34 protein-coding genes are annotated in these 26,316 nt (G+C 66.4%); 31 read left to right on the top strand and 3 right to left on the bottom strand.

What is annotated here, in order from left to right:
• Nucleotides 1-237: 237 nt before the first annotated feature.
• The 21 genes from Q392_RS03715 to Q392_RS03615 all read left to right on the top strand — a co-directional run bounded on the left by Q392_RS03715 (nt 238) and on the right by Q392_RS03615 (nt 16,665).
• Complete coding sequence (locus tag Q392_RS03715) at nt 238-795, top strand: hypothetical protein (protein ID WP_038201445.1); 558 nt, start codon at nt 238-240, stop codon at nt 793-795.
• Nucleotides 796-1,131: 336 nt separating this feature from the next.
• Nucleotides 1,132-1,356: a hypothetical protein gene (locus Q392_RS03710; RefSeq protein ID WP_038201441.1), complete on the top strand. Its 225-nt coding sequence runs from the start codon at nt 1,132-1,134 to the stop codon at nt 1,354-1,356.
• 26 nt (nt 1,357-1,382) lie between these two features.
• A complete protein-coding gene (locus Q392_RS03705) occupies nt 1,383-1,775 on the top strand; it encodes a hypothetical protein (RefSeq protein WP_038201438.1) in 393 nt (130 codons plus the stop codon).
• A 100-nt stretch (nt 1,776-1,875) separates the two neighbouring features.
• Nucleotides 1,876-2,343: a hypothetical protein gene (locus Q392_RS03700; RefSeq protein WP_038201435.1), complete on the top strand. Its 468-nt coding sequence runs from the start codon at nt 1,876-1,878 to the stop codon at nt 2,341-2,343.
• 109 nt (nt 2,344-2,452) lie between these two features.
• Nucleotides 2,453-3,157: a hypothetical protein gene (locus tag Q392_RS03695; RefSeq protein ID WP_038201432.1), complete on the top strand. Its 705-nt coding sequence runs from the start codon at nt 2,453-2,455 to the stop codon at nt 3,155-3,157.
• A gap of 81 nt (nt 3,158-3,238) precedes the next feature.
• On the top strand, nt 3,239-3,955 hold the full coding sequence (locus Q392_RS03690) for a DUF5983 family protein (RefSeq protein ID WP_038201429.1): 717 nt from the start codon (nt 3,239-3,241) through the stop codon (nt 3,953-3,955).
• A 96-nt stretch (nt 3,956-4,051) separates the two neighbouring features.
• Nucleotides 4,052-4,330: a hypothetical protein gene (locus tag Q392_RS03685; RefSeq protein WP_038201426.1), complete on the top strand. Its 279-nt coding sequence runs from the start codon at nt 4,052-4,054 to the stop codon at nt 4,328-4,330.
• Between the two features lie 117 nt (nt 4,331-4,447).
• Entirely contained in the window at nt 4,448-4,753 is a 306-nt protein-coding gene (locus Q392_RS03680; RefSeq protein WP_038201423.1) for a hypothetical protein, read from the top strand.
• 423 nt (nt 4,754-5,176) lie between these two features.
• Nucleotides 5,177-5,989 carry a hypothetical protein gene (locus tag Q392_RS03675; RefSeq protein WP_038201420.1) on the top strand — a complete coding sequence of 271 codons (813 nt, stop codon included), beginning with the start codon at nt 5,177-5,179 and terminating at the stop codon, nt 5,987-5,989.
• 266 nt (nt 5,990-6,255) lie between these two features.
• Complete coding sequence (locus Q392_RS03670) at nt 6,256-7,095, top strand: phosphoadenosine phosphosulfate reductase domain-containing protein (protein WP_038201417.1); 840 nt, start codon at nt 6,256-6,258, stop codon at nt 7,093-7,095.
• A 439-nt stretch (nt 7,096-7,534) separates the two neighbouring features.
• A complete protein-coding gene (locus tag Q392_RS03665; RefSeq protein ID WP_038201414.1) occupies nt 7,535-8,452 on the top strand; it encodes a DUF3577 domain-containing protein in 918 nt (305 codons plus the stop codon).
• A 57-nt stretch (nt 8,453-8,509) separates the two neighbouring features.
• Nucleotides 8,510-9,199, top strand: a complete 690-nt coding sequence (locus Q392_RS03660) for a DUF3275 family protein (protein ID WP_038201411.1) — start codon at nt 8,510-8,512, stop codon at nt 9,197-9,199.
• A 95-nt stretch (nt 9,200-9,294) separates the two neighbouring features.
• Nucleotides 9,295-9,618: a hypothetical protein gene (locus tag Q392_RS03655; protein WP_038201825.1), complete on the top strand. Its 324-nt coding sequence runs from the start codon at nt 9,295-9,297 to the stop codon at nt 9,616-9,618.
• Nucleotides 9,619-9,718: 100 nt separating this feature from the next.
• Nucleotides 9,719-10,126, top strand: coding sequence for a hypothetical protein (locus tag Q392_RS03650; protein ID WP_038201408.1), 408 nt, complete (start codon nt 9,719-9,721; stop codon nt 10,124-10,126).
• A gap of 76 nt (nt 10,127-10,202) precedes the next feature.
• Nucleotides 10,203-10,544 carry a hypothetical protein gene (locus Q392_RS03645; protein ID WP_038201405.1) on the top strand — a complete coding sequence of 114 codons (342 nt, stop codon included), beginning with the start codon at nt 10,203-10,205 and terminating at the stop codon, nt 10,542-10,544.
• A 114-nt stretch (nt 10,545-10,658) separates the two neighbouring features.
• On the top strand, nt 10,659-11,315 hold the full coding sequence (locus Q392_RS03640; RefSeq protein ID WP_038201402.1) for a hypothetical protein: 657 nt from the start codon (nt 10,659-10,661) through the stop codon (nt 11,313-11,315).
• 14 nt (nt 11,316-11,329) lie between these two features.
• On the top strand, nt 11,330-12,508 hold the full coding sequence (locus tag Q392_RS03635) for a DUF6094 domain-containing protein (protein ID WP_281173386.1): 1,179 nt from the start codon (nt 11,330-11,332) through the stop codon (nt 12,506-12,508).
• A 52-nt stretch (nt 12,509-12,560) separates the two neighbouring features.
• Nucleotides 12,561-12,878, top strand: coding sequence for a hypothetical protein (locus Q392_RS03630; RefSeq protein WP_038201394.1), 318 nt, complete (start codon nt 12,561-12,563; stop codon nt 12,876-12,878).
• A 98-nt stretch (nt 12,879-12,976) separates the two neighbouring features.
• Nucleotides 12,977-13,288, top strand: coding sequence for a hypothetical protein (locus Q392_RS03625; RefSeq protein WP_038201390.1), 312 nt, complete (start codon nt 12,977-12,979; stop codon nt 13,286-13,288).
• Nucleotides 13,289-13,400: 112 nt separating this feature from the next.
• A complete protein-coding gene (locus Q392_RS03620; RefSeq protein ID WP_038201387.1) occupies nt 13,401-15,683 on the top strand; it encodes a helicase-related protein in 2,283 nt (760 codons plus the stop codon).
• A 112-nt stretch (nt 15,684-15,795) separates the two neighbouring features.
• A complete protein-coding gene (locus Q392_RS03615) occupies nt 15,796-16,665 on the top strand; it encodes a hypothetical protein (RefSeq protein ID WP_038201384.1) in 870 nt (289 codons plus the stop codon).
• A gap of 58 nt (nt 16,666-16,723) precedes the next feature.
• Here Q392_RS03615 and Q392_RS03610 read toward each other — a convergent pair whose 3' ends face one another.
• Nucleotides 16,724-17,575, bottom strand: a complete 852-nt coding sequence (locus Q392_RS03610; RefSeq protein ID WP_051952845.1) for a nucleotidyl transferase AbiEii/AbiGii toxin family protein — start codon at nt 17,573-17,575, stop codon at nt 16,724-16,726.
• Nucleotides 17,575-18,408, bottom strand: a complete 834-nt coding sequence (locus Q392_RS31185) for a type IV toxin-antitoxin system AbiEi family antitoxin domain-containing protein (RefSeq protein WP_051952843.1) — start codon at nt 18,406-18,408, stop codon at nt 17,575-17,577. Before Q392_RS31185 ends, Q392_RS03610 begins: the two co-directional genes overlap by 1 nt.
• 233 nt (nt 18,409-18,641) lie before the next feature.
• On the opposite strand from Q392_RS31185, the gene pilL2 reads away from it, so the two are divergent.
• The 7 genes from pilL2 to Q392_RS03570 are packed head-to-tail and all read left to right on the top strand — an operon-like array spanning nt 18,642 to nt 24,695.
• Nucleotides 18,642-19,208, top strand: coding sequence for a PFGI-1 class ICE element type IV pilus protein PilL2 (pilL2, locus tag Q392_RS03600; RefSeq protein WP_038201382.1), 567 nt, complete (start codon nt 18,642-18,644; stop codon nt 19,206-19,208).
• The gene (locus Q392_RS03595; protein WP_038201379.1) at nt 19,205-19,846 is read left to right on the top strand and encodes a hypothetical protein; all 642 of its coding nucleotides are present in this window, start codon (nt 19,205-19,207) and stop codon (nt 19,844-19,846) included. Before pilL2 ends, Q392_RS03595 begins: the two co-directional genes overlap by 4 nt.
• Nucleotides 19,847-19,858: 12 nt before the next feature.
• On the top strand, nt 19,859-20,599 hold the full coding sequence (locus tag Q392_RS03590) for a TIGR03759 family integrating conjugative element protein (protein ID WP_038201376.1): 741 nt from the start codon (nt 19,859-19,861) through the stop codon (nt 20,597-20,599).
• Entirely contained in the window at nt 20,581-21,186 is a 606-nt protein-coding gene (locus Q392_RS03585) for a transglycosylase SLT domain-containing protein (protein ID WP_082753608.1), read from the top strand. Before Q392_RS03590 ends, Q392_RS03585 begins: the two co-directional genes overlap by 19 nt.
• Nucleotides 21,183-21,740 (top strand): integrating conjugative element protein, encoded by a 558-nt coding sequence (locus tag Q392_RS03580; RefSeq protein ID WP_038201373.1) that lies wholly within the window; start codon nt 21,183-21,185, stop codon nt 21,738-21,740. Before Q392_RS03585 ends, Q392_RS03580 begins: the two co-directional genes overlap by 4 nt.
• 4 nt (nt 21,741-21,744) lie before the next feature.
• A complete protein-coding gene (gene traD / locus Q392_RS03575; protein ID WP_038201370.1) occupies nt 21,745-23,937 on the top strand; it encodes a type IV conjugative transfer system coupling protein TraD in 2,193 nt (730 codons plus the stop codon).
• Entirely contained in the window at nt 23,934-24,695 is a 762-nt protein-coding gene (locus Q392_RS03570) for a TIGR03747 family integrating conjugative element membrane protein (RefSeq protein WP_038201367.1), read from the top strand. The genes traD and Q392_RS03570 overlap by 4 nt, the downstream gene beginning before the upstream one ends.
• Before the next feature lie 38 nt (nt 24,696-24,733).
• Here Q392_RS03570 and Q392_RS03565 read toward each other — a convergent pair whose 3' ends face one another.
• Nucleotides 24,734-25,087, bottom strand: a complete 354-nt coding sequence (locus tag Q392_RS03565) for a hypothetical protein (protein ID WP_245610630.1) — start codon at nt 25,085-25,087, stop codon at nt 24,734-24,736.
• A 234-nt stretch (nt 25,088-25,321) separates the two neighbouring features.
• Between Q392_RS03565 and Q392_RS03560 the strand changes: the two genes are divergently transcribed.
• Genes Q392_RS03560 through Q392_RS03550 form a run of 3 tightly spaced genes read left to right on the top strand, consistent with a single transcriptional unit; the run spans nt 25,322 to nt 26,311 of the window.
• Complete coding sequence (locus Q392_RS03560; protein WP_038201362.1) at nt 25,322-25,705, top strand: integrative conjugative element protein, RAQPRD family; 384 nt, start codon at nt 25,322-25,324, stop codon at nt 25,703-25,705.
• The gene (locus Q392_RS03555; protein ID WP_003821106.1) at nt 25,702-25,935 is read left to right on the top strand and encodes a TIGR03758 family integrating conjugative element protein; all 234 of its coding nucleotides are present in this window, start codon (nt 25,702-25,704) and stop codon (nt 25,933-25,935) included. The genes Q392_RS03560 and Q392_RS03555 overlap by 4 nt, the downstream gene beginning before the upstream one ends.
• Nucleotides 25,936-25,951: 16 nt before the next feature.
• Nucleotides 25,952-26,311, top strand: coding sequence for a TIGR03745 family integrating conjugative element membrane protein (locus tag Q392_RS03550; protein WP_038201357.1), 360 nt, complete (start codon nt 25,952-25,954; stop codon nt 26,309-26,311).
• Nucleotides 26,312-26,316: the final 5 nt, after the last annotated feature.

Here is a 26,316-nt window from a genome sequence, read left to right as displayed (position 1 = left end):
CACGCGGGTGCTGGGCCGATGCTCCTTCGCATGTGTCGCTGCCGTGGCAGCACCATGCCCGCAGCCAGGGTGTCGAGGCTGCCGTGGGTTCCGCCCACGCCACCCGCCAGTTCGCCCCGGCATCCCACCGGCGAACGCTGCCCACCGGGGCATCGATGCCTCCTCTTCTCCAACCCACGGGATGGTCGCCACATCCCGTAGGGGCGTGTCGCCACCCGGTCGACTTCAGGACTTCCCATGGAAACCATCACCCAACAAGACCGCATCACGCTGAAGAACCTCAAGGTGGCGGATTTCGCCAGCGAAGAAACGCTGTGCTTCACCGCCACCGTCGTGTTCGACGGCACTCCCATCGCCGAGGCCCGCAACGACGGGCATGGCGGCTCGACGTTCGTGCGCGCGCTGCAAGGCCAGGCCGCGCTGCTGGCCCAGGCCGAGGCATTCGCCAAGGGCCTGCCGCCGGCCACGCTCGACCTCGAACGCGAGGACGAGGAGCCGCTGCGCATCGACATCACGCTCGACTTCCTCGTCGACCAGTTGGCCGACGCGATGCACGCGGAGCGCAAGCTGCGCACCGCGTTCAGCCGCGACATCGGCAACAAGGTGCTGTTCATCAAGGACGGCAAGCTGAAGTTCCTCAAGGGCATCAAGCTCAAGGCCATCGCGGACCGCAAGGCGTACTTCGCGTCGCTGCGGGCCCGGCAGGCCCAGCCCATCGTCATCCTCGCCGAGCTGCCGCCGGACGAGGCATTCGCGCTGTGGAAACAGCATGTCCTGGGCGACAAGCCCCGCTGATCCTGCGCCACCGCACCGTCCTCACAGCCCCGCACGCGATGCGGGGCTTTCTTTTTTGCGCGCGCCCATCAATCGGGAGCGGGCCGGGTGCCGATTTCCGGCTGACGCGCGCTGGCCCCCGGACGAAGCTGCCCGCATGTGTCGCTGATCCGTCAGCACATGCCAGCAGCCAGGGTTTCCAGGCTGCCGCGGGGTTCTCTCCGCGCCACCCTCCAGTCCGCCATGCATCGATCCTGCGGACGAGCGTCCTTGCGACGCCGATGCTTGTTCTTCAACCGCCTGCGGGAGCTGCCATCCCGCGAGGGACAAGGCCCCGCCTCTTCAAGGAGCCCATCCATGTCCCAGAACCCCTCTTTCGGCCGATCTTTCGGTCAATTGGCCTTGGTCTACTGCGGCAAGTTCCTGCCGCTCGAAGTCCTGCACAGTGCCGCGGGCCACTACATCGGCACGCGCGACACCGAAGGACCCGTTTCACGGGAATCCTGCGAGTACTTCCGCAGCCATGCCGCAGCGGAACGCGCCCTCGAAAGAGGCGGCTGGTCCCAGCTCGCCAATCCCTGATGGATCAACTCTGCAAGGAGTCTGTCATGCGCCAGCTTCTGCCATCGGACATCGTCGAACAGATCGCACGGGAGGAGCGGCATTTCGCTGCTGCGCCCAAGGCGTTTCTCCAAGCCTGGAAGCGGGGTGTGCGGCTCGCCGGACCGCAATGGTTTGGCGACGGCACCCCCGAAGGGCTGAACCAGGCACGGGACAAATGGGATCTGTGCCCGGATGTACCGAGGATCAGCAAAGCCCTCAGCGTCCTGAGCGGCGGGGAACGCATGTTCCTCGCCGCCATGGTCAGCTTCTACAACGAGCGCAAGGGCGGCACGCTGCTCAAGCGCTGCGGCTTCCATGGGCTCGCCGACTTCGGTGGGCTCGACATGGAACGCCGCGGTGTGCTTGCCGACCTGCTGCTGCACTACGGCGGCTGGTGAGCCCACCCGGCGCACCACCGCTGTTTCCTTCATCCCACCCCACAAGGGACATGCGCCCCCGTCCGGGGCCATGTCCCTCTTTCTCTTCACAGGAGCGAACATGTCCCCTACCCCTTCCATCGCGGTCGTTCTCGAAGGCGGGCTGGTACAGGCCTTTATCGTGCAGAACTGGCCCGCCCACCTCGCGCTGCCCCGCGTCGCCATCGTGGACCACGACACCGAAGGCGCGGACCGCGAGGAACTGACCCGCTTCCACATCGGCAATGATGTCGTCGAGGCCTTCTGCCGGGGCGAAGATCCCCTGGTCTACACGGACCAGGCGGATGTGCTGTCACCCGGCGCGGTGCTGTCGGCCATCGGCCAGCCCATCGACGACGAAGACGCCGACGACCCGCCAGTCGTCAAGCTGCGCGAACTGCGCAAATACATCGTCGATGCCGACGAACTGCTCATCAAGTCAGACCAGTCGCCGACTGGCGAGGACTATGAGCAGTTGTACCAGCTTGTCCACGACAGCCTGGTGGAGGTGCTGAAGGCCATGGGCGATCCCACGGACTTCGGCGGCTGATCCCGGCCAGCCAGCCATCCATCGAATCCACGCCCGGATTCGGTGCCTTCCCCTGCGGATGCCATCGTCCGCATGGGCCTGGCTCCGCCTTCACATCGCAGGAGCCACCATGGCCAACAACTACTACGACGCCACTGGCGTTCTCGTTCTCGACCGGGTGACACCGGTCATCTCCGCGCTGTTCGGCCGCTTCCGGCTGGAAGGATCCCATCCCGGCAACGGCAGGGCTTACATCGCCCGCCTCTCCGAGGCGCACGTTCCCGAGTGGGACGGCGTGCTGCTCGACCTCATCACGCTGGCTGCGCAACTCGACCTTCCCGCACCAGAATCCGACGACGCGCAGGACGACAGCGACGACGTGTCGATCCAGGTCATCCTCGACCTGCTCGCCTCCCGCTTCGGTGCGCAGGAGGACACGGATCTTCTGAACCTCATCGAGCACCACGGATTCAAGGGCGAGGCGGACCTCGAAGCCCTGTTCTTGCTCGCCACCGCCTTCGACGACGGCCACCGGCTGGTGGCCATCGAGTTCGAGGGCAGTTGGTATTGCAGCAAGCCCTTGCTGTTCGAGTTCGGCGGTGCGGCCAGCTTCCTGAGCCGCGAGGTCCGGGTGTTCCGCGGGTCATCCACCGCCATACCGCTGGGGCAGGCACTGCGAAAGGCCGTCGTCGACCACGATCCCGAAACGGCTGCCGCGCTGATCGACAAGGAGACGCAGGGCCTGTTCGCAGGCATCCAGGACGACCACTTCCGCATGGGCGTGCGCCAGCGCGTTGCCGAACGCCTGGCCCGAGCGCCGGCCGCCCGCACCTGACGCCCTTTTCGTTTTCCACCCACCGGGGTTTCACTCCCCGGCGGGGAGTGGCCTCGGTATTCTCTACGGAGGAACCATTCCATGTCCGAGTCCAACAACCCCTTCATCCGCGGTTATCGGAATCTGCGCACCATCCGCACATTGCTCATCACCTACGAGGACGACAGTCCTCCGGTCTGGCGGACTCTTCATCCCACCCAGGCACATCTGCCCGACGATCAGGTGGCGCAGTTCCCGTGCCTGGTCGGAAAGGACTTCGCGCTGATCACCGAGGGACAGGAAGTGCCCGAGGAACTGGAAGCGCAAAGCCAGGCCGACGGTATCGTGCGTTCGGTGGTCTATGCCATCGAAGGAGAAGACTTCGACGGACGCCGCGGACTCGTAGGCGACACCTACTCCGAGGAAGCGGCTCGCGAGGTGATACGGCGGCTGAGCTTCGAGACCGGTATCTACAGCCGGTGCTGGGAAGTCAGCAGCGCGCACATCACCGAGGAATCCGGCCACTATCTGGCCGAGCGGGCCGACATCGACACGCCCGAGGCCTTCCTGTTCATCGCCTTCCGCATCCCGTACAGCCCGGCGGTCGGCGTCAAGCTGCTCACCACGCCGTGGACGGACGAGAACCTGATGCAGGCCGAAGGCATCACCGCCGGGCAATTGCGCCAGGAGCATCTTTCCAGGGGCATGCCCGAAGACCTGGCCCATGTGCTGGCGCTGGCCGGCCAGGCCGATGTGCGCATCCTCATCCTCGACGCCGACGCGCCTGTGCTGCCGGGCCTGCCGCTGGCCGGGCCCTGACGGGCTCGCACCGCGCCAACTTTCTCTTTGTCATCCATGCCGGCCCGTCTCCCGCCAGGGAGCCGGGCTGGACCCCTTTTTCACAGGAGCGATTTCATGTTCCCAGACCTCATCACACCTGCCCTGGACTTCGAGCAGCAACTCGGTGCCTGCGTCAGCGCCATGTGCCAGGACGACGCCATCGGCCAGACCCTGGTGTTCGAGCGCGACAAGGGCATGCTGCACATGCGCCCCATCGCCATCGACGACCTCGTGGACACCGACATCGACCGCTACGACATGGTGGTGTTCGACGGCGGCACCCTCAGCGGCGACAGCTGGAAGCACGTGTTCTTCCCACGGCAGCGCACGCACTGCTTCGTGTGCGGCGCCTGACACCTCCAGCCCCTCACTTCAATCGAGGGGCTTTTTCTCGGCTCGTCGCGGGGCGCGATACCGTCGGCCGATGACCGCGCCGGCCTGGATCTGGAGAATAGTTGCACAATCAGCACCATGAGCCCCGAGAGTGAGAAGCACGACATGGGCCGTCGATACGTCGGCTGGGCCGTGCTGCTGTTCGGCACGGTCGTCGCTGCGTTCGGCGCGCGCGACGTCGTTGGCTTCGAACCGTTGCCCACTGTGATCTCGCCGGAGAACATCCTCGCGTTTCTCGATTTCCGGCGTTACTTTGGGATCTGGCCCGGGCTGTTGGGGATGGTGACGGGCGTAGGTTTTCTCGTGGTCGGGCTGCTTGTGTTGATGGGCTTGGGCATCAAGTCTGTGCCGGGCCACGAGGAAGTGCCGCCTCCAACCGACTGACGCAGCAGCTTCTGTCTGCAGGTCCCTTCGGCTTGGGGCCCGCACGATGCTCGTACCGGCCTTTTCTTCAGGTTCCAGCACCGATTGCTTCCGGCGCAGTACGCGCACAGTTCCGATCCTGGGGCGCTTAGTCGCCTCCCACCGCTATTTCTTGACGACTTCCTGCTTGCTGCAGCGCAGGAAAGCGGGCGAGATGCGGTGCCGTTTCCTGTGAGCGGGCCGCCTTGTACCACGCCATCCTTGCCCCTATGTTCGTCGGCATTGCCGACACATGCCCAGGCAGCCGAGACCTTCGAGGCTGCAGGTGCGGGAAACCGCGCTGGTCGTTTCTTTCCACGGGCGCGCCGCGTCCATCCACGCCACCCCCAAGGGACCCTTCCCTTGCGGGCGGGGAGTCCCTTGTTCTTTCTCAAGGAGATTCCCATGGACCGTTCCTTCATCAAGTCCCTGATGCCTTCGCTCGTCGCAGGCCACGTGCCTCGCAACGTGCGGTCGTTCAAGTACCGCGTGTTCGACGATCAGCCCCAGTCTTCGGCACTGGGCTTCGCCATCGACCCCCAACCCTTCGACGGAAAAGTGGTCGCGGCCAACGACGACGCCATCGTCGTCAAACTCAAACCCAGCGAGTTCGCGGTGCTCGATCCCAACCTGGTGACCACCGTCCCCAGCGAAGGCGCCAAGGTGCATGTCCAACCCTACGCACGGCGCCGTTTCGATGGACTGCGCGCGGACACTCCTCAAGAGCGCACGGAGATGACGTCCGACGGCGTTCCCTACACCGTCAAGACGCACATCCTGGGCTCCGCGCCAGCCAAGCTGCCCATTCCCGCGCCGCAGTGCATGGAACTGGGCCAGCTCATCGAGCAGTTGGAGGAGATGCCAGCGCCCGACGGCTTCCGGCGCATCACCCACATGCTGGTCGATGCGGGCGCCCGGGATTTCACCTGGGTCGATCCGAAGCCGTCCAAGATCATCGAAACGCCTCCGGCGATCAGCTTCACGGTCTCGACCGCGAAGTTCGAGGGCCGGGTGACGGTGCTGTACGACCGCGCGGGCGACGTCTACGTGGTGGAACTGCACCGCGACGGCGAATTGGTCGAACGGCACGACGAGGTGTACTTCGACATGCTCGGCGAAGTGCTGGAGCGGCTCATCGACGACGGGCGCTGGCGCCTGATCGGCGTGAGCGTGATCGACGCGAAGGCGGCCCGGCAGCGCCAGGCCGCCGCGGCATGAAGCCTCGCACCGAAGCCAGGCGGCTCTTCTTCACTCGCCTCCTGCACACCGCGGACGATCTGATGCTGTCTGCCACCGCCACGCACCTGTCGTGGGAGGTGGCTGCACCGGCATAGCGCGGCATCAGCCGCTCGTCCCTCGCGGCCCCCACCGGGGGCTTTCTCTTTTCTCCGCACCGCGGCCATCACCGCGCGTGCGCGCTCGTCTCCGGCCGCCATGGCCTGCCTCGCCGGCCCACCCGCCGGCATGCCGCCAGAGACAACCGCATGCACGACCCGTTCAAGATCACCCAACCGACCTGCATCAGCTTCAGCGGCGGGCGCACGAGCGCCTACATGCTCTGGCGCGTGCTGCAAGCCAACGACGGCCTTCCTGCCGACACCGTGGTCTGCTTCGCCAACACCGGCAAGGAAGTAGAAGCGACCCTGCGCTTCGTGCGAGACTGCGCCGAACACTGGCGGGTGCCGATCCACTGGCTCGAATACCTGCCCTCGGAACTGGGCTTCGCGTTGGTCGACTTCGACCGGGCCAGCCGGCAGGGCGAACCGTTCGAGGCGCTGATCCGCAAGCGCCAGTATTTGCCCAACCCCGTGGCGAGAGGCTGCACCAGCTTGAAGATTCGCCCGATGCACCGCTTCCTGCGGCATCTGGGCTGGACGGACTGGGACCAGATGATCGGCATCCGCGCCGACGAGCAGCGGCGCGTCGCCAAGATCCGTGCGCGCGGCCACTCCACCGAATCGACGCACGAGACCATGTGCATGCCGCTGGCGGACGCCGGCGTCACCGTGCGCGACGTGGGCGCCTTCTGGCAAGCGCAGCCGTTCGACCTCGACCTGCTCACGGTGAACGGACGCACGCTCGAAGGCAACTGCGACCTGTGTTTCCTGAAGCCGCGCGGGCAGCGCCTGGCCCTCATCAAGGCCCGGCCCGAAGCCGCTGTCTGGTGGATTCGCATGGAGTCCCTGAACCTGGCGAGCAAGCCCAGCGGCGCTCGGTTCCGGGCCGACGGCCCCAGCTACGCCGACCTGGCGCGCTTCGCCGCCGACCAGGGGGATCTGTTCGACGCCGCCGAAGAGCCGATCGCCTGCTTCTGCGGCGATTGAAGGCGGCGCCAGCGTGCGCGCCGCCGGCTGGCGGCTGGTCGGCACGCGCGGCGGCGGCGTCTGGAGCCGTCCGAGCCGCCCCCGCACCGACACCCCCGAGCACCTGCGCGGCCCCAAATGCCTTTGGCAGGCGCCGGGCGGGGTGGACAAAGGGAAGCACCCGGATGCCGATTGATTGCTGCCGCGCGCGCGAGGCCTGGTCATGCTGCCTCCATGCCTGCTGACGTGTTCAGCGACATGCCCGGCAACCATCGGTCTTCGAGGTTGAGGCGCAGCGCCCGCTGCGTGACCGAGCCAGCTCGCACCGCATCCATCCGCGAGCGGCCACCAGTCTCTGGTGGCGGATGCTTTCGCCTTCTCAACCCACCGCGGGGTTACGCACCTTTCCCCGCATGCGTGGGCCGGTGTGTCTCCGCCTTCTTCCCAATGGAGATTCACCATGAACACCCCATCCAACGAGAAATCGTACTTCGACCTCCACACCTCGGGCATCGGCTATCTGCAGCGTGCCCGTGAAGTGCCTGTCAAGGGCGGCCGCCGTGCCCAGCCCTTCCTGGCATGCACCATCGCCGCGCTGGTCGGTCCCGCCCGGGACCCGAGCTACCGCTACATCGATGTCAAGGTCTCCGGTGCCGAGGCCAAGAAACTGGTCGAGCGCCACATCGGCGTTGACGATCCCAAGCAGCGTCCGCTGGTGCGGTTTCGCGTCGGCGACCTGCGCAGCGATCCCTACATCCGCGACAAGGGTGAGCACAAGGGCAAGGTTGCCGCGTCCATCAAGGCGCGGCTGCTCAAGGCCGAGCTGATCGACCGGGCCGAACTGGCTTCGATCCAGCAGCACGAGCTGATCACCCGCGGCATCGGCTATCTCAATCGTCCCGAGGATGTCAGTCCCCCGGATGGCGACCCATTCCTCGCATGCTCCATCGCCGCACTGGTGGGGCCTGTCGATGAACCGGAGTATCGGTACTTCGACACGATCGTCGGTGCTCCCGAGGCCGAGCATCTGGTTCGCCGGTGCGTCCAGGCCATCGAGGGGGACCGCAAGGTGCTGATCGCCTTCCGTCTGAACGACATGAAGATCGATCCGTACATTCGTACAAAGGGCGAGCACGCTGGGGAACCGGCCGCGAGCCTGGAATCCACGCTGGTCCACATCGGTCTGATCAAGATCGACGGCACCCGGGTCTATCCGACGAGCCAGGCGCAAGCCGAGGCGCCGCCGGCCGAGGACGCACCCGCGCCCGAAGCCGGGGACGCCGCCGACACCGCCGACACCGCTGCCGAGCAGCTTGCCGAGCGCGAGCCCGCAGGCGAAGTCGAGGAGCAGGCGCCGGCATTGGCTGCTTCGTTCTGATCCGGCATGGCCCCTCACGGGGCCTTGCCTTTTTCCTGTTCCCCAAGGAGAACCATCATGGCAGCCACATCGGCACCCACAAGATCAGTCCTGCCCATCGTCGTCCCGGGCCAGCTCACGTTGCGGACCATCCGCGGCAAGAACGGTCCGTTCACGGTCGGTCGCCTGGCCACACCCATCGGCGAGTTCGCCGTCAAGGATGCGGAACTGGAGCAGTACCCCGAAGGCAAGTACGACGGGGATTTCGTCATCCGCTACATCTTTGCGAAGTCCTATCCGGTCGCGGGCGGCGCGCGGTTTGAAGTCCGCGCCAGCCTGGACGGGATGACGCTGAACGGCATCGACAAACTGAGCCGCGACGAGGCCCGCAGCTTCGCTCCGCAGGAGGTTGATCCGCTCGATGAAGAGCAAGGGACGCAGCCTGCGGCATCGCCGGTCAAGCCCGCCAAGGCATCCAGGCCCGCCAAGCCCGCACCCGTGCAGGCGTCCGTGGACCCGCTGGTCGATACCACACCGTTCGGTGCGGATGCACCGCCGCCCGCTGCGGTCACGGCCCCCGGCAGTGCCGAAGATGGCGATGCTGCACTGTTCGGCATCCTGTGGCCGCTGGGTGAGTCCGTGAAACTTGATTCGACCATCGACCGCCGCGCCCTGCGCGCGCAGATCGCCCGCCTGGGCGAACTGGGCTACGCACTGGACTTCAAGACGCAGGAGTGGAGCCGCGAGGCCGAACTGCAACCTGCGTGATCGCAGACGCCGCATCCGCGGTGTTCTTCATCCACCCGCCGGGGCTCCTTCCCCATGCGGGGGAGGCCTCGGCTTTTTTTCTGGAGGTCTCCATCATGTCCACCATCGCTTGCGATACGCCCCGTTCCGCACTGGATGAACCCGCGTGGCGGGCTCTCTGCAAGACGGCTGCCGCACACGCCCAGCGCGGCTGCGGCCTGTCCTGGGACCACTGGGTCACGCTTTTCAGTTCGGAGATCGACGCGCAAGCCAGTCGGTTGCCGGAAAGCCAGCGCGTTCATGCTCTGGAAATCGCGGCCCAGGAATGGGACTACGCAACACCTGCCGAGCGGCAGGAAACCCAGGACTGGCTTGCCGAAAACGGCTTCTGCACGCACGGCATCGAACTGGGTTACTGCCCGGCCGGCTGCGGTTCCTAGTCTGCACTGGGTTCCATCGCCGCACACGCGGCATTCCATCACCCGCTGGGGGTTCTCCCCGCGGGGAGACCTCCGGCTCCACTTTTCACGGAGGCCTGTCATGGGCTGGTATTTCTCTCCTCAATCGCGGTCTGAACTGATCGCGGAGCTGATCGCACCGCAAGAGACCGAGCGCGGCAGCGCGAAGGTCATCGCCCACACCCTGCGCGGTAACGTGCTGTGGTCCGTGATCGAAATGACCGCCAAGGTCGAAGGCTTGCATCATGATCTCGCGCCGGGCCAATCCCTGCGTTACATCCGCTGCGACCTGCTGGAAGGCAGTGGCCGCCAATGGGGCTACAAGCCGATGGACGAGTCCATGCACCCGTTCTACTACTCGTGCCCACTGTCCTATCTGGATCTCGCGCCGGAGCAGTCCGCCCAATGGCGTGCAGGCGTTCGCGCCTACCACGCGCAATCGAGCTCACCCACGGCAGCCGCGGCTCCCGCCGCGGAACTGACGGCCTGAGCATTTTCCCTCCGCCCATTGGGACGGCACTTGCCCCTGCGGGCGGTGCTGTTCCAGCTCATCCATGCACACCACCATGAGTCAGCACCTCTTCGAAACCCATCACAAGGGATTTCCCATCACCGTGATGATCGGCTGGGATCGGCCGCTGCGCTACTTCTTCCTGACCATTTGCAAGCCTGCCGAGTTGATCGACAGCGCCATGAAGGTCAAGGACGAGGATTTCCTGTACAGCAACCTGCACGAGGAAGACCCGTTCGGCCACGGCCTGGACTACTACCGTGCAGTCCTGGGCCATTTCCACATCGACGTGCCCGACACCATGTTCACCGAAGTCCAGCAGGACTACGTGGGAAATGTCGGCAATCGCGTCGTCAAGCACCAGGCCGACGGTTCGTTCGCCGAACTGGGAGCCTGACGTCACCTGCGGCGCAGTCGAGGCATCCGCCCCAAGCACTGCGCGCTCCTTCATCCTTAACGGGGCATTCACTGCCCCTGCGGGCGGTGCGCCCCTCACATCGAGGAAACCACCATGCCTGCCACTTCATCCGACCAGCCCCTGTACCGCATCGACGAATGCAGCGACCTCATGGCCGATGCCTGCGTCTGCGGGGACCAGGGCGACCTGATCTTTCTCTCGGTCTGGGCGCGCGACACCGCCATCCAGCAGTTCATCGGGCGGCTCACCCTGGGTCGCAGCGAGGACGGCCTGGACCAGTTCCACGTCATCACCAGCGAAGGCAGCTCGCTGCCCGTGTTCGTCGGCTCGGTCGAGCGGCTGGAAAAGCGCCTGACCCGCAGCTATCGCCGCACGCTGTTCGGCTCGATGGTCAATCTCTGGCTCTTCGACCGGCGCTGCATCCGGCCCGACAAGAGTTCGGCCAGCGCCTTGGCGCTGCTGCCGCGCTCCGCGGCCGATCCCACGTCACGCCTGTGGCACCTGGTCAAGGACACGTGCCCGCTGCCGCTGCTGGACCACTGGCAATCGCCCGTCCTGGCGCTGCTGCGCGAGCGCGAAATGCTGTGCTCCCTGCCCGTGGCCCTCGGGCCGCTGCAAGGGTTCCGGCTCGCCATCGACGTGCCCGCGCTCACCAACGCGCTGGGCGACCTCATCCGCCAAGGCGTGCTCGCCGCCCATCCGACCCAGCAGCCGGCTCCGGCCGCGCTGGAGATGGCGGCCACCGCCTGACGTTGCCGCGATGGATGCGTGCCCTGCGCGCATCCATCACTTCCTTCATACCCGCCAGACAGGAGATTTCCATGGCATTGATGTTCCCCAGGCTCGCTCGGAATTTCGCCAAGAACGGCTACTACCCGACCGACGCAACCACCCTCGAAAGAACCCTCGGCGCACTGGCGCCCGCAGACTCCACATCCAGCGGGTCGATGTGCATTCTTGATCCCTGCGCAGGCGAAGGCGTTGCCATCGCCGAAGCCGCCCATGCCCTCGGGCCTGAGCTGGCCAGCGCCTATGCGGTCGAGTTCGACCAGGAGCGGGCCAGCCATGCCCGGCTGCTGGTCGATCACTGCATCCACGGTGACCTGATGGACACCATGATCTCGCGGCAGGCCTTCGGCCTCCTGTGGCTCAACCCGCCCTATGGCGATCTCGCAAGGGACACCAGCGGCAACCTGGGCTACGAAGGCAAGGGCCGCGCCCGTCTGGAAAAGCTGTTCTACCAGCGCACGCTGCCCCTGTTGCAGTACGGCGGCATCCTTGTCTTCATCCTACCGTCCTATGTGCTGGATCAGGAGATGGTCGGCTGGCTGACACGCCATTTCACGGACCTGTCCGTGTTCCAGGCGGCGGACAAGCAGTTCAAGCAGGTCGTGGTGTTCGGACGACGTGTCCGGCAGCGCGACCAGGCCGGCGATGACGTGAAAGCGTTCCGCGCCCGGCTGCTGCAAATCGGCCTGGGCGAACAGGAGGCGGATGAATTGCCGTCCGAATGGACGCTGCTGCCGTATGTGGTCCCCACGGCCCAGGCCGAGCCGGAGCATTTCTACCGGATCAGCATGGAGCCGGAGCAGTTCGCCGATGAAGTGCGGCGCCTCAACGGCCTGTGGCCCGCGTTCGAGACCCACCTCGGCGCGACCCAGCAGACCTTGCGCGCTCCGGCACGTGAATTGTCCAAATGGCACCTGGCACTGGCCCTCGCGGCCGGTGCGATCTCGGGTGTCGTGAAGTCACTCGGCGGCCGCATCCTGGCCGTCAAGGGCGACACGTTCAAGCAGAAGTCTTCCGCGGTGGAGTACCGCGAGCGCGACGACGGCTCCTTGGCCGAGACCCGCATCCTGACGGACAAGTTCGTCCCGGTGATTCGGGCCTGGGACCTCACGCCCGGCTCGGCCACGCTGGGCCAGGTTCTCACCATCCATTGATTCCCAAGGGCGGCTTGCCGCCTGGTCTTCATCCCTTGCAAGGAGTATCCCCATGCTGTCCATCTTTCAGGGGCGCAAGCCCCCAGTTCAACCGCTGTTCGCACTGGGCACGCTCAAGCTGAGCGAGAAGGTGCATTGGCTGGCGAGCAAGAGCCTCATCGATCCTTTGCCCTTCGTGCAGCGCCATCTGCGCGGCGACTGGGGCGAGGTCAGCGAGGCCGAGCGCCAGTCGAACGACGTCGCGCTGGAACAAGGCGCGCCGATGACGTCGCGCTTCCAGATCACGCCACGGCTGTTTCTGGTCGTCATCACCGGTGACGACCAGCGCATCACGGTCGTGCAATTGCCCGAAGAAATGGCATTGATCTGATCGCAGAACGTCCGCAGCCGCGGCGTTCTTTCTTTCCACCCACCGGGGTCTGCGCCCCGATGGGGCGCCATGGCCCTTCCATCTCCAAGGAGCCATCCATGGCACCCGAATCCGTCTTCATCAGCCTTGTTCCCAATGTTCGCTTTGACCCGGGCCAGATCGTCATGACCAATGGCGTGTCAGCACTGGTCCAGCAAGGCCGTCTCAATCCCAACGTCTATCTGCGCCGCCATCTCGGTGGCGACTGGGGCGACCTCGACGACAGCGACCGGCGCCAGAACGACGCCGCGCTGAGGTCGGGCGAGGACCGTCTGTTCTCGGCCTACGAGGTCGGCCCGAACCTGAAGGTCTGGGTCATCACCGAATGGGATCGCAGCGTCACCACAGTGCTGCTGCCCAGCGAGTACTGATCGTCGTCATCACCGGCCAGGTCCCGAATCCGGCCGACCTTTCCTTCCCACCCTGGGGCATGCCATCGCCCCTTGGGGAGTGGTGCATGCCCCGTTCTTCTGGAGCATCACCATGAACGCGCAAGCCATCGAAGCGGCCCCGGCCGCTGATATCTCGTCCCCCGTGGACGATCTGCTCGAACAGGAATCGTCCGAGCTGTCCATGAGCCTTCAGGACTTCGTTTCCGAGTTCGGGGACGAGCTGCTGGAATCCCTCAACCGGGCGAACCCGCCCGTCTACAGCGGCACGCCGCGCCCGCACCGCCAGCTGGTGCTGGCCGGGCTGAAACGCCAGTTGTTCCCCGCCCAGGCCGAGGTCGTGCATGCGGCCTCGGAACTGCTCGTCAACCAGGGCGAGCGGGCTGTCTTCGTCAATGGCGAGATGGGCACCGGCAAGACCACCATCGGCATTGCGCTGGCGGCGGTTCTGCACGCCGAGGGCTACCGCCGCACGCTGGTCCTGAGCCCGCCGCACCTGGTCTACAAGTGGCGCCGGGAAATTCTCGAAACCGTCGCGGGCGCGAAGGTCTGGGTGCTCAATGGCCCGGACACGCTGCTCAAGCTCATCAAGCTGCGCGAGCAGTTGGGCGTGCCTTCGCCGGCGCAGGAGTTTTTCGTCCTCGGTCGTGTCCGCATGAGGATGGGGTTCCATTGGAAACCCGCCTTTGCGCACAAGCGCACCCGCCACGGCGACGTGGGAGTCTGCCCGCACTGCGGGGAGGTCATCACCAACCTCGACGGCGAGCCGATCCCTGTTCAAGAACTGGAGGCAGAAGAGTTCCGCCGCAAGTGCAGCGGCTGCGGCGGCGCGCTGTGGACGCTGATGCGTCCACGGGCCCTCTCCGGCAGCGATCAGTCCTCGGCCGTACTGCGCGCCCTGAAGCGCATCCCGACCATCGGCGAAGCCACCGCGCAGCGCCTGATGAAAACCTTCGGGGACGGCTTCCTGGCCTCGATGCTCGGCGACAACCTGCACAACTTCATCAACCTGATGGACGCGAGCGGGAAGCTGGTGTTCTCCGATCGCCAGGCGCACCGCATGGAGCGGGCCATGGCGAACATGGAGTTCGGCTTTGGCGAAGGCGGCTATCAGCCCAGCGAGTATGTGAAGCGCTATCTGCCGCGCAGCACGTTCGACTTACTCATCGCAGATGAGGCCCACGAGTACAAGACCGGGGGTTCCGCCCAAGGCCAAGCCATGGGCGTCATCGCGTCCAAGGTCCGCAAAACGGTCTCGCTCACCGGCACGCTGATGGGCGGGTATGCCGACGATCTTTTCCATTTGCTCTTCCGCGCGCTTCCGGGCCGCATGATCGAGGACGGCTACATCCCCGGCCGCAACGGCAGCATGAACGCCGCCGCGATGGCCTTCATGAGGGATCACGGGGTCTTGCGGGATATCTATTCGGAGTCCGACGGCCCGGCGCACAAGACGGCCAAGGGCAGCAAGGTCACGGTCAGAACGGTCAAGGCTCCGGGCTTCGGCCCCAAGGGTGTGCTGCGGTGCATCCTGCCGTACACCATCTTCCTGAAGCTGCGCGACATCGGTGGCGTTCTGCCGCCGTATGACGAAGAGTTCCGGGACGTGGCGATGAGCGCCGAGCAAGGCGAGGCGTATCAGAAGCTGGCTTCCAGCCTGACGCAGCAGCTCAAGGAGGCCCTGCGCAAGCGGGACACCACCTTGCTGGGCGTGGTCCTCAACACGCTGCTGGCGTGGCCCGACTGCTGCTTCAGGGCGGAGACGGTGCGCCATCCGCGCACGCGCGAGGTGCTGGCCTTCACCCCGGCTCAGTTCAACGAGCTCCAGGTGATGCCCAAGGAGCGCGAACTGATCGACATCTGCCGCCAGGAGAAGGAAGCGGGTCGCAAGACCTTGGTCTATTCGGTCTATACCGGCACGCGGGACACCACGAGCCGGTTGAAGATGCTGCTGGAGCAGGAAGGTTTTCGGGTGGCGGTGCTGCGCGCGAGCGTGGATGCCAGCCAGCGCGAGGACTGGATTGCCGAGCAGCTGGACCGGGGCATCGACGTTCTCATCACGAACCCCGAACTCGTCAAGACGGGGTTGGATTTGCTCGAATTCCCCACGATCGTGTTTCTGCAATCGGGGTGGAACGTCTACACGCTGCAGCAGGCCGCGCGCCGCTCCTGGCGCATCGGCCAGAAGCTGGCCGTGAGGGTGATCTACCTGGGGTATGCCGCCTCTTCGCAGATGGCATGCCTCGCGCTGATGGCCAAGAAGATCCTCGTGTCCCAAAGCACGTCGGGAGACGTGCCCGAGTCCGGGCTGGATGTGCTCAACCAGGATGGTGATTCCGTCGAGGTCGCACTGGCCCGGCAGCTTGTTGCCGCCTGATCCCATGCCAACGCCGGCCTAGTGCCGCCGGCTTTCCGTTGTTTCCACCTTGCAGCCACGCCCACGATCTCAGTGGTCGTGGCTGCGCTTTTTCCATCCCAAGGAGATTTCCATGAATACCCATACCCAAGCTACGCCCGAAACCGTCAATGCTCGCCTGACGCTGGACGTGACCTATCTGCTCAACGGTGAGGCCGCGCCTGAAATGCTGGCACGGCTACAACGCATGTGGGAACGCGCCATCGGCGAGAGGTTGCTAATCGATGAGACCGCCGCGAAGGTGGATGCCTGGTCGATCGAGGTGACCGAGTTGCCCTCGGCGACTAACAGCGATGCGCTCGAAGCCGAGATCGCCGCCTTCATGCAGCAGCGCATCGAGGACGGCAACCTCGGTGCAGAGGACATTCCCTTGCGCCTGGCGCGCTATGGCCTGATGGCCCCCGAGGATTTCGTCGACGAAATGCGCGAGCGCATGGGCATGGCCGACGAAGTTCCCTCGGGCCAAGCCATCATCCCCTCGACCGAACCTGCCGATGACGGTGAGATCGAGATGCAAGTCGCGGTTGCCTGCATCGATGTCTCTGGCAGTCCCGACATGCCAGTCTTCAAGGTCTGGATCACCCAGGAAGAATACGACCTGGGTATCCACTACGGCAAGGCCAAGGACTTGGCCGAAGAAGCTCGGTATGAAGGGCCGTTCGTCTGCTTCGACGCAGCCGAACACGGAGCCGTCCTGTCGGCCGCCCGCGAACTGGGTCTTGTCCCGCAGGTCATCGTGCTCGATATGACCGACCGCCAAATCCAATCTGTCCGCTGCGACGCCGGCCAGGTCAAAGTCATCTGCTACGACACCAGCGACTTGGGCGGGTATTCGTCAGCGATGGCGGTTCGGCCAGTCGGCGAAAACGGCCAGCTCGTGCGCTGTTGGGCGCATACCCAGCTGGCGCAGGTCGATCCCGGCCTGAAGCTGGCCAGGGATTGATCCGGCGAAGTACGACAACCATTTTCACAGGCCCCACCCGGGGCCTTTTTCCTGGGCGCTATGGCAAGTGCCTGAAATACGCCTCGCGCACGATCTCGCCCGCCCGGTCCACATCGAAGGCCGGCAGGCCGGGCCGCAGCAGCGTGTCCATGTCATGGCGGAAGCCCGCCTTGCCCAGGCGCGCGTCCAGATGCGCGTTGGCTTCCTGGGCGCTGAACTGCGTGCCTTCCTTCTCCAGATACCAGACGAACGCCTGCATGGCCTTGGCCCCATCGACGGCGTAGGGCGTGCTGCCGGCCTCGCTGAGCTGCCAGGCGTGGGCCAGGTCGAACAGGTCGCGCCCTTGCTCGCGCTGCATCAGCGCGCGCGTCTTGGTGCCCAGCATTTCGTTGATGTCGTAGGAGCGCGCCACGGCCTGCAGGGGGTCGCCCTCGTCGTCGAGCACGTCCAGCGCCACGTCGACCAGGGGATAGAGGGAGGCGCTTTCGTTGAGGTTGACCTCGACCTTGATGGTCTCCTCGCGCTGCAGGCCCAGCGGCACGAACTTGAAGGCCATGCGCAGGATCTTGGAAGGCCGCAACACGTTGCGGATCGCCAGCCAGGCATCGGCGATCAGCGAATCGCTGGGGCGGCCCAGCACCGGCGCCAGCACGCGGCGCAGGTGGCGGTCCAGCGTGTCGGTGTCCATCGCCTTGACCAGCACCAGGTCGATGTCCTCGGAGTAGCGCGCCGCCGGCGCCAGGTGGGCCTTGTGCAGCACCGTGCCGCCGCGCATGGCCAGGTGCTCGCGCAGCACTTCGTCGGCAAAGATCGCGGCCACGCCACGCGACAGGCGCAGGTCCTGTTCGACCTGGCTGCGCTTGGGCCAGGGGGCATGGGACTGCCAGGCTGTCAGGTGGGTTTGCTGCATCACGTATTGGCTCCTTGCTGGGGTCCCATCCAGACCTTGAAATCTGTATTGGTGTGGTCGCTGCGTTCTTCACCTGGGGGAAGCGGGCCTTCGAGCGCGATCAGCCGCATCGGCCTGCCCCGCAGCCAGTGGGACAGCGGCGCCAGCAGGTTGGCCTGCTCGTCGAGCGTCAGGAGCGCGCCGAGCCGTTGCGCCACCGGCACGCTCTGCAGGGCGTCCAGCGCCTGGGTCAGGCCCGCCGGCGTGCAGTGGGACCAGAGCGCGCGCAGAACTTCCCGCACCCGGCCCATGCCGCCCAGCGCGCTGTCGCGCTGGATCAGGTCCAGCGCGGTCAACTCGGGTGTGCTGACCTTGAAGCGGCCATCGGCACTCTCGTGCCAGCGGGTCGGCATCGCTTCGATGCGCGCGCAGGTGTGGAAAACGAGTTCGTGCCGGCCAACGGTGATCGGGCGGCGCTTGGTTTCCACCATCACCTGCGTGACCATGACGGCATAGGGCGAGGCGCCGTGGGCCTCCGCCGCGCTGAGCAGCCCGACGTAGTAAGGCGTCTCCAGGGTCTTGCGCAGGTAGGCGTCGAGCCAGGCCTCCAGCGGCGGACTGCCGGTGGCCGCGTACTGCAACGGCACGATCAGCCAATGGTCCGAGCCGCGGGACAGGCGCACCAGCCGCCCGGCCCGCTGCTGGCGGTACAGCGCCTTGCGCAGTGCCTCGGGGCTCGCATCGGGCAGCTTGGCGTGTAAGTCCTTGCCGCGCACGTTCAGCTTGCCCGCGCGCTCACAGGCGTTCAGGACATCCGACAGGTGTTGAGGCATGGCCAGGGCGATGTTTTGCAATGGATTCGCGCAATGTACCATTTTATGTCCCACATCGCGAATCAAATGCAAATCGCCATGCAGTAGGCCAAGCTGGCTGCCCGTCTACGCGCCACAGCCATTGCAACGTCGGCGTGCCCCCAGACGATACGCCCCGCCCCGCCAAAACCGGGCAGCCCGCAGTTCGCATTTCTGGCTGACCGCGCCGCGGCGTGCGGCCAAGGTATCAGCATCCCAACAGAAGAGCCGATGCCATGCTCGCAATCCATCTCCCCCGGCGTCTGGTCGGCGCCGGCCTGCTGGCCGCGGTCCTGGCCAGCGGCTGCGCGACCACCGCAGCGCCACCGGCGCCCGACGCCATCGAGGAAGCCTCGCCCGCGCCCGCACCCGAGGCGTCAGAACTCATCCCCGTCGTGCGCTACGGCCGCTACACCCTCGTGGAACTGGCGCCGCTGGCGGCGCAGCGCGACCTGCTGCTGCAGACCATCGACGTGTCCATGCCCGAGGACGCCCGCGCCACGGTCGGTGACGGGCTGCGGCACGTGCTCAAGCGCAGCGGCTACGGCCTGTGCCAGACGGCGCATGCCGCGATCGAACTGTACGCGCTGCCGCTGCCGGCAGCGCACCTGCATCTCGGTCCCATGAGCCTGCGCGATGCGCTGCTCACCCTGGCCGGGCCGGCCTGGGAACTGCACGCGGATGACCGCACGCGCCAGGTCTGCTTCGAGCGGCCCGGCGGCGACGCAGCGGCCGAGCCGGTTCCCGAGGCACCCGCCGCCGAGGCGGTGCAGACATTTCCCATCGACGGAGGCCAGCCATGAACGCCGCGCAGCCTCCCCGGCGCGCGACCGCCGCCGTGGTCGTGCAGAGCCTGCTCTGGCTGTGGCTGCTCTGTCTCAGCGTCTTCGTGCTCCTGGGCTCCCAGGCGATGAACGAACTGGCCGACCGAGAGCGGGCCGATGCCGGCCTGCAACGCCTCGCAGCGCAGGTGGCCGGGCTGGCCGAGACCACCCAGGCCTTGCAGCAGCGGCCAGCGGCCGCCACGGCAGCAGGCCTGCAAGACACCCGCCAGGCCCTGGAGGCGCGCATCGCGCAGGCCGAGCAAGCGCTGGGAGGCCATGCCGCCGCGGAAGAGCTTCAGGCGCTGCGTGCCGAAGTCGAGCAGATCAAGGCGCGCCAGACAGCGGCGCGTGCTCCCGCACCAGTACAACCGCGCCCACCCAAGCCCGCCGCCGTCACCCCCGTGCCACCGCCGCTGCCGTTCCGTGTCGTGGGCGCCGAGTTGCGCGCCGGCCAGCGCAGCGTGTCCGTCGCGCCAGCTGCGGGGGATTTCACCGCCGACCAGGTGCAGGTGCTGCTGCCGGGCGATGCCGTCGGCCCATGGCGCTTGCAGGCCATCGAGGGCAGCACCGCCGTGTTCCAGGCCGGCGAGCAGATCCGCCGCGTGGCGGTTCCTTGAGGAGGCCACGCGATGCAACGCCATCCCATCCTCATCCTGTCTCTGCTGGCAACGCTGCACCTGCCGGCGCCAGCACAGCAGACACCCCAGCAAGCCTCCAACGTCCAGCCCGCCCGCACGAGCCAGAGTCAGATCGCGCACAGCCAGGACTCGCGGCTGGCGAAGGAATGGGGCCTGCGCGACGACGAGTTCGTCCGCTACCGGGAACTCATGGAGGGGCCGCTGGGCATCTACTCGCCCAACCTGGACCCGCTGTCCGCGCTGGGCGTCGAGGCCCGCTCGGATGAAGAGCGGCGGCGCTATGCCGAATTGCAAGTGCAGGCCGAGGCGCGCCGCGTGGAGAAGCTGCTCGCCTACCAGCGCGCCTATGACGCCGCGTGGCAGCGCCTGAACCCCGGCATGCAGCGCGTGAACCTGCCCGACGACATGCCGGGCACCACAGCAAGCGCCGCAGCCGTGCGCAGCAGCGGCCGGACGGCGGTTTTCGTGAAGGACGGCTGCGCGGCCTGCGGGCAGCTCGTGCAGCGCCTGCAGACATCAGGTTCCCCGTTCGACCTGTACATGGTCGGCAGCCGCCAGGACGATGCGCGCATCCGCGACTGGGCCAAGCGCGCGCAGATCGACCCGGCACGGGTGCGCAGCGGCAGCATCACGCTCAACCACGATGGCGGCCGCTGGCTGTCGCTGGGCCTGCCCGGCGAACTGCCGGCTGTCGTGCGCGAGGTCAACGGCCAATGGCAGCGTCAACCCTGATCGCCGTGCCTGCCTCGCGCATGTTGCTCGCGCTGCTGCTCGCCGCCGGCTCGAACGCCGGCACCGCCCATGCCCAGGAGGTTCCACCGCCGGCCTACCAGCTCGCCGCGCAGCGCGCCGGCATTCCCTCGGCAGTGCTCTACGCCGTGGCATTGCAGGAGAGCGGGATTCGGCGCAACGGGCGGATCGTGCCGTGGCCGTGGTCCCTCAACGTCGCCGGTCAGACACGTCGCTTCGCCACCCGCGCCGACGCCTGCACTGGCCTGCAGCAGGCAATGCGCTCCACGCCGCACACACGCATCGACGCCGGCCTGGGGCAGATCAACCTCGGCTACCAGAAGCACCGCTTCACCAGCCCGTGCGACCTGATGGACCCGTACCGCAACCTCGCCATCGCCGCCGAGATCCTGAAAGAGCAATACGTCCCCGGCGAGGACTGGCTGCTCGCGATCGGCCGCTACCACCGCCCCGCAGGCGGAGAGCCCGCCGCGCGGTATCGGCGCAGCGTGTCCCGGCATCTCGCCCGCGTGCAGGGCACGCGCCCCACCGTCGCGGCGCTCGCCGTGCGTCAGGAGACCTCCCCATGACGAAATCTCATCTGGCCAATCTCACGTTGAAAGGCCTTCTCGTGCTGGTGGCGGCGATGCCGCTGGCCTCGCATGCCGCCGAGCCGCTGATCGTGGTCGAAGACCGGGGCGGCACCTCGGCACTGCCGTACTACGAAGCCCTGAACCTTCAGCCTCGCAAATCGGATGGCAACGGCACAGCGCGGCCGCCCATCCCTGTACCCCAGGTCCCGGCAACGCCTGCCGATGAGGCAGCGATGCTGCCAGTGCGCAGCGCCAAGCTCACGCCCGGCACCGTGGCGCGGCGGGTGATCGAAGCGCCGGGTCTGCGGCCCTTCGTGGTCGTCGGAGACGACGCGGCGTCCCAGGCGTGGCTGCGCCGCCATGCGGCCTCGTTGCGCGAGCGCGGTGCGGTCGGCCTGGTGGTCAACGTCGAGACCGCACAGGCCCTGGCGCGGCTGCGCGCACTGGCGCCCGGCGTGCCGCTGGCGCCCGCATCCGGTGACGACCTGGTAGAACGCCTGGGCCTACGGCACTACCCGGCGCTGATCACGGCCACCGGCATCGAGCAATGAAGCCATGTCGGGGAAACAGCCGGTCGAGGTTCTGCTGCGCCCAGCGGTGGAGCTATACACCGTCGCCGCATGTGCGGGCGCCGCGTTTCTGTCCCTGGTGGCCCCGTGGTCGCTCGCGTTGAGCCCGGCCATGGGCGTCGGCAGCGCGCTGGCGTTCGGCGCCTACGGCGCGATCCGCTACCGCGATGCCCGCGTCATCCTGCGCTACCGGCGCAACATCCGCAGGTTGCCGCGCTACGTGATGACGAGCCGGGACGTGCCGGTCAGCCAGCAGCGCCTCTTCATAGGGCGGGGCTTTCTGTGGGAGCAGAAGCACACCCATAGGCTCATGCAGACGTACCGGCCGGAGTTCCGCCGCTACGTGGAGCCGACACCTGCTTACCGGCTGGCGCGGCGGCTGGAGGAGCGGCTGGAATTCGCACCGTTTCCGCTTTCACGCCTGCCAAGGCTCACGGGCTGGGATGTTCCCTTCAATCCGGTGCGGCCGCTGCCGCCCGTGGGCGGTCTGCCACGGCTGCATGGCATAGAGCCCGAGGAGGTGGACGTCAGCCTGCCCCTGGGCGAGCGGGTCGGCCATTCGCTGGTGCTGGGCACCACGCGCGTGGGCAAGACCCGGCTCGCCGAGTTGTTCGTGACCCAGGACATCCGCCGCAAGAACGCCGCGGGCGAGCATGAGGTCGTCATCGTCATCGACCCCAAGGGCGATGCCGATCTCCTGAAGCGGATGTATGTCGAGGCCAAGCGCGCGGATCGCGAGGGCGAGTTCTACATCTTCCATTTGGGCTGGCCGGAGATTTCCGCGCGCTACAACGCCGTGGGACGCTTCGGGCGGATCTCGGAGGTGGCCACCCGCATCGCGGGCCAACTCTCCGGCGAGGGCAACAGCGCGGCGTTCCGCGAATTCGCCTGGCGCTTCGTGAACATCATCGCGAGGGCATTGGTGGAGTTGGGGCAGCGCCCGGACTACATGCTGATCCAGCGGCACGTCATCAACATCGACGCGCTGTTCATCGAGTACGCCCAGCATTACTTCGCCAAGACCGAGCCCAAGGCCTGGGAGGTGATCGTCCAGATCGAGGCCAAGCTCAACGAGAAGAACATCCCGCGCAACATGATCGGGCGCGAGAAGCGCGTCGTGGCGCTGGAGCAGTACCTCTCCCAGGCTCGCAACTACGACCCCGTGCTCGACGGCCTGCGCTCTGCCGTCAGGTACGACAAGACGTACTTCGACAAGATCGTCGCCAGCCTCCTGCCGCTGCTGGAGAAGCTCACCAGCGGCAAGATCGCTCAGCTCCTGGCCCCGAACTACTCCGACCTGGCCGACCCGCGTCCGATCTTCGATTGGATGCAGATCATCAGGAAGCGCGCCATCGTCTATGTGGGCCTGGATGCGCTGTCCGACGCCGAGGTCGCCGCGGCGGTCGGGAACTCCATGTTCTCCGATCTCGTGTCGGTCGCCGGGCACATCTACAAGCATGGGATCGACGACGGCCTGCCTGCGGCGTCGGCGGGTACGCGCGTGCCGATCAATGTGCATGCCGATGAGTTCAACGAGCTGATGGGCGACGAGTTCATCCCGCTCATCAACAAGGGCGGCGGCGCCGGGCTGCAAGTCACCGCGTACACGCAGACCCTCTCGGACATCGAGGCCCGCATCGGCAACCGCGCGAAGGCTGGCCAGGTGATCGGCAACTTCAACAACCTGTTCATGTTGCGGGTCCGGGAGACGGCCACCGCCGAACTGCTGACCCGGCAATTGCCGAAGGTCGAGGTCTATACCACCACCATCGTCTCGGGTGCGACGGACAGTTCGGACATCCGCGGCGCGACGGATTTCACGTCGAACACGCAGGACCGCATCAGCATGTCCAGCGTGCCGATGATCGAGCCATCGCACGTCGTCGGCCTGCCCAAGGGGCAGTGTTTCGCGCTGCTGCAGGGCGGACAGCTCTGGAAAATCAGGATGCCGCTGCCCGCACCTGACCCCGATGAGGTGATGCCGCAGGATCTGCAACAGCTCGCGGGCTACATGCGCCAGAGCTATACCGAGGCTACGCAGTGGTGGGAGTTCACCAGTTCCCCGGCCTTGCAGGACGCGGGCTTGCCCGATGACCTGCTGGACGATGCCGCTCCGGCCGCGCCTACTGCCGCAGCCACCGGCGCTGACGATGGCACCGGCGACGAGGCCTCGCCATGAAGGACGCCGCCTCGACTGCGCAGCGCGAGCAGAACCAGCGCCAGGGCCTGATCGTCGGCACCATCACCTTGCCGTTCCGGCTGCTCGGGGTGCTGATCGGCTCGTTGCTGTTTTCGATCGTGGTGGAGTGCGTCGGCATGCACCTGTTCTGGAAGGACCAGGGCTGGCGCCACTCCCAGCAGATGCTGCAGTACGAGCTGGGGCACCTTTCCGGCCACTTCACGCGCAGCGTGGTCGTGCAGGAGCCAGGGCGCACGGCGCACGAACTGGTGGATAGAGGGTATGAGTGGGTGTTCGTGCACTCGGGGCTGCTGGAGCGCATGAGCCAGACCGCTGAGCGCGCCCGCGCACCCAGCCATGGGAAAAACCAGGACGGGGGGCGCAACTTCCGCTACTACATCAGCCAAGTCTATGTCTGGGCCGAGAGCTACCTGATCGCCGTGGCCTTCACGACGTTGACCTTCCTGGTGCGCCTGCTGGTCCTGGTGCTCACGTTGCCGCTGATCTTCACGGCAGCCTTCGTCGGTTTGATCGACGGCTTGGTGCGGCGTGACGTGCGCCGGTTCGGCGCGGGCCGCGAATCCGGCTTCATCTACCACCGTGCCAAAGCCAGCCTGATGCCACTGGCCTTGCTGCCTTGGGTCACGTATCTGGCGTTGCCCATCTCGGTGCATCCGCTCGCGATCCTGCTGCCCAGCGCCGCCTTGCTGGGACTGGCGGTGAGCCTGACCGCGGGCAGCTTCAAGAAGTACCTGTGAGACTCAGTGGAGCGGGCAGCGTTGACACCAGGCGGTGCTCAGGCCTTGATTCGCTCGTACACCTTCGCCCACGCCTGCGTGGCTTGAACCTGCGCCGCCTCCATTTCGGCGCGGATCAGTTCGGCCATCTCGGCATGACCGGCCTCGGCTTCTTCCCAGATAAAGTACCGGCGCATCTCGTGCGTCGTGTCGTCTGCGAAGACCATCGTCTCGAACAAGGCCGGATCAGCGCCGGGTACGGGATTGTGGTCCAGGCCGAGGAAGACCGTTGAAATACGGACGTCGTCGATCCATGTTTCCGCCACGCGACGGTCGGCCACCTCGTACCACGCGGACCACTCCACCATGCTGTCGCACAGCACTGCGCGACGACCATCGAGCTTGTAGTGCATGAGACGCGAAAAACGCCAATCTGACATATCGAAAGAATAATCCAGAGCGCTCTTTCACCCAATCGCTCGAACGGCCAATTCTGCGTTCGGTGCTGGCACATGTAGCCACTTTCCAGCACCGAAGGCCTCCTGCGATTCCATCAATCCGGTCGCCAGCGAGTTCCCATTGTTTGCGGCCTGAAGCCACCCCGATCTCCACGATCAAGCCATTGCTGATCACACAGGAATGGCGCGATGGTGGCTTCAACCTGGCTGCGCGCCGCGCATCGCGGCGTGCCCACTTTTTTCGTGACGGCCCTCCTGCTGGGCCAGTCCCAGACGGCGTTGGCCGAATCCCCGGCGCAACGCCAGGAGCTGGTCGCCGCGCTGCGCCAGCTCGACGCGCTGGAGCGCACCGTCACGGACAGCGCCGCGCATGCCCCCGTCCAGCCGGGCGAGCGCTACCACTTCGATTACCCACGGCTGCTGGTGGACCTGGCGCGTGTGCGCGCTGGCATCCAGGCCCACCTCACGCCGTCGCGTGCCCAGCCACGCGACCCCACCGAACTGACCGGCGACTACCGCGCCGAGCGGGCCGCCCCACCATCACCGTCGACGTCTGCGGAGGGCAAGCCATGAACGGCGCCCAGGTCTCGGCATTTCAAGCCAACAGCGGCATCGCGCCTTCCGCGATGGCGACCGTGCTGGTCGGCGCCGTCTTCGCCGTGCTGCTCGTGTGGGGCGTGTGGGCCATCCGAACGGCCTACGTGGGGTGGTCGGAAAGCCGCCTCAACCAGCGCCAGTTCCTGGGCGTCTGCATCCGCTTCGTCGCGATGTACCTCGTCCTGAGTTTCTTCCTCCTCTCCTGACCTGAAAGGCCTGACCATGCAAAACCGCATCCTCAATTCCCGTCTCGCCCAGCGCGCCGCCGTGGCCCTGGGCACCGCCGCGCTGCCCGCGCTGTCGTTCGCGCAGGGCCTGCCGCAACTGGAGAACCCCACGCGCGGCACCGGCAACGGCATCATGGAGACCATCCGCAACTACGGCTACGACATCATCATGCTCGTGGCCTTGCTGGTGGTGGCCTCCATGTTCATTGGCGTGTGCTACCACGCCTACGGCACCTACGCAGAGATCCACACCGGCCGCAAGACCTGGGGCCAGTTCGGCCTCACCGTCGCCATCGGCGCCGTGCTGCTCGTGATCGGCATCTGGCTGCTCACCGAAGCCACCGGCATCCTGTAAGCGGG

This window comes from Xenophilus azovorans DSM 13620 (genome assembly GCF_000745855.1).
GTDB classification, from domain to species: Bacteria; Pseudomonadota; Gammaproteobacteria; order Burkholderiales; family Burkholderiaceae_C; genus Xenophilus; species Xenophilus azovorans.
Note: the sequence above shows the minus strand (reverse complement) of the source record. Positions and strands in the feature narration are given on the sequence as shown.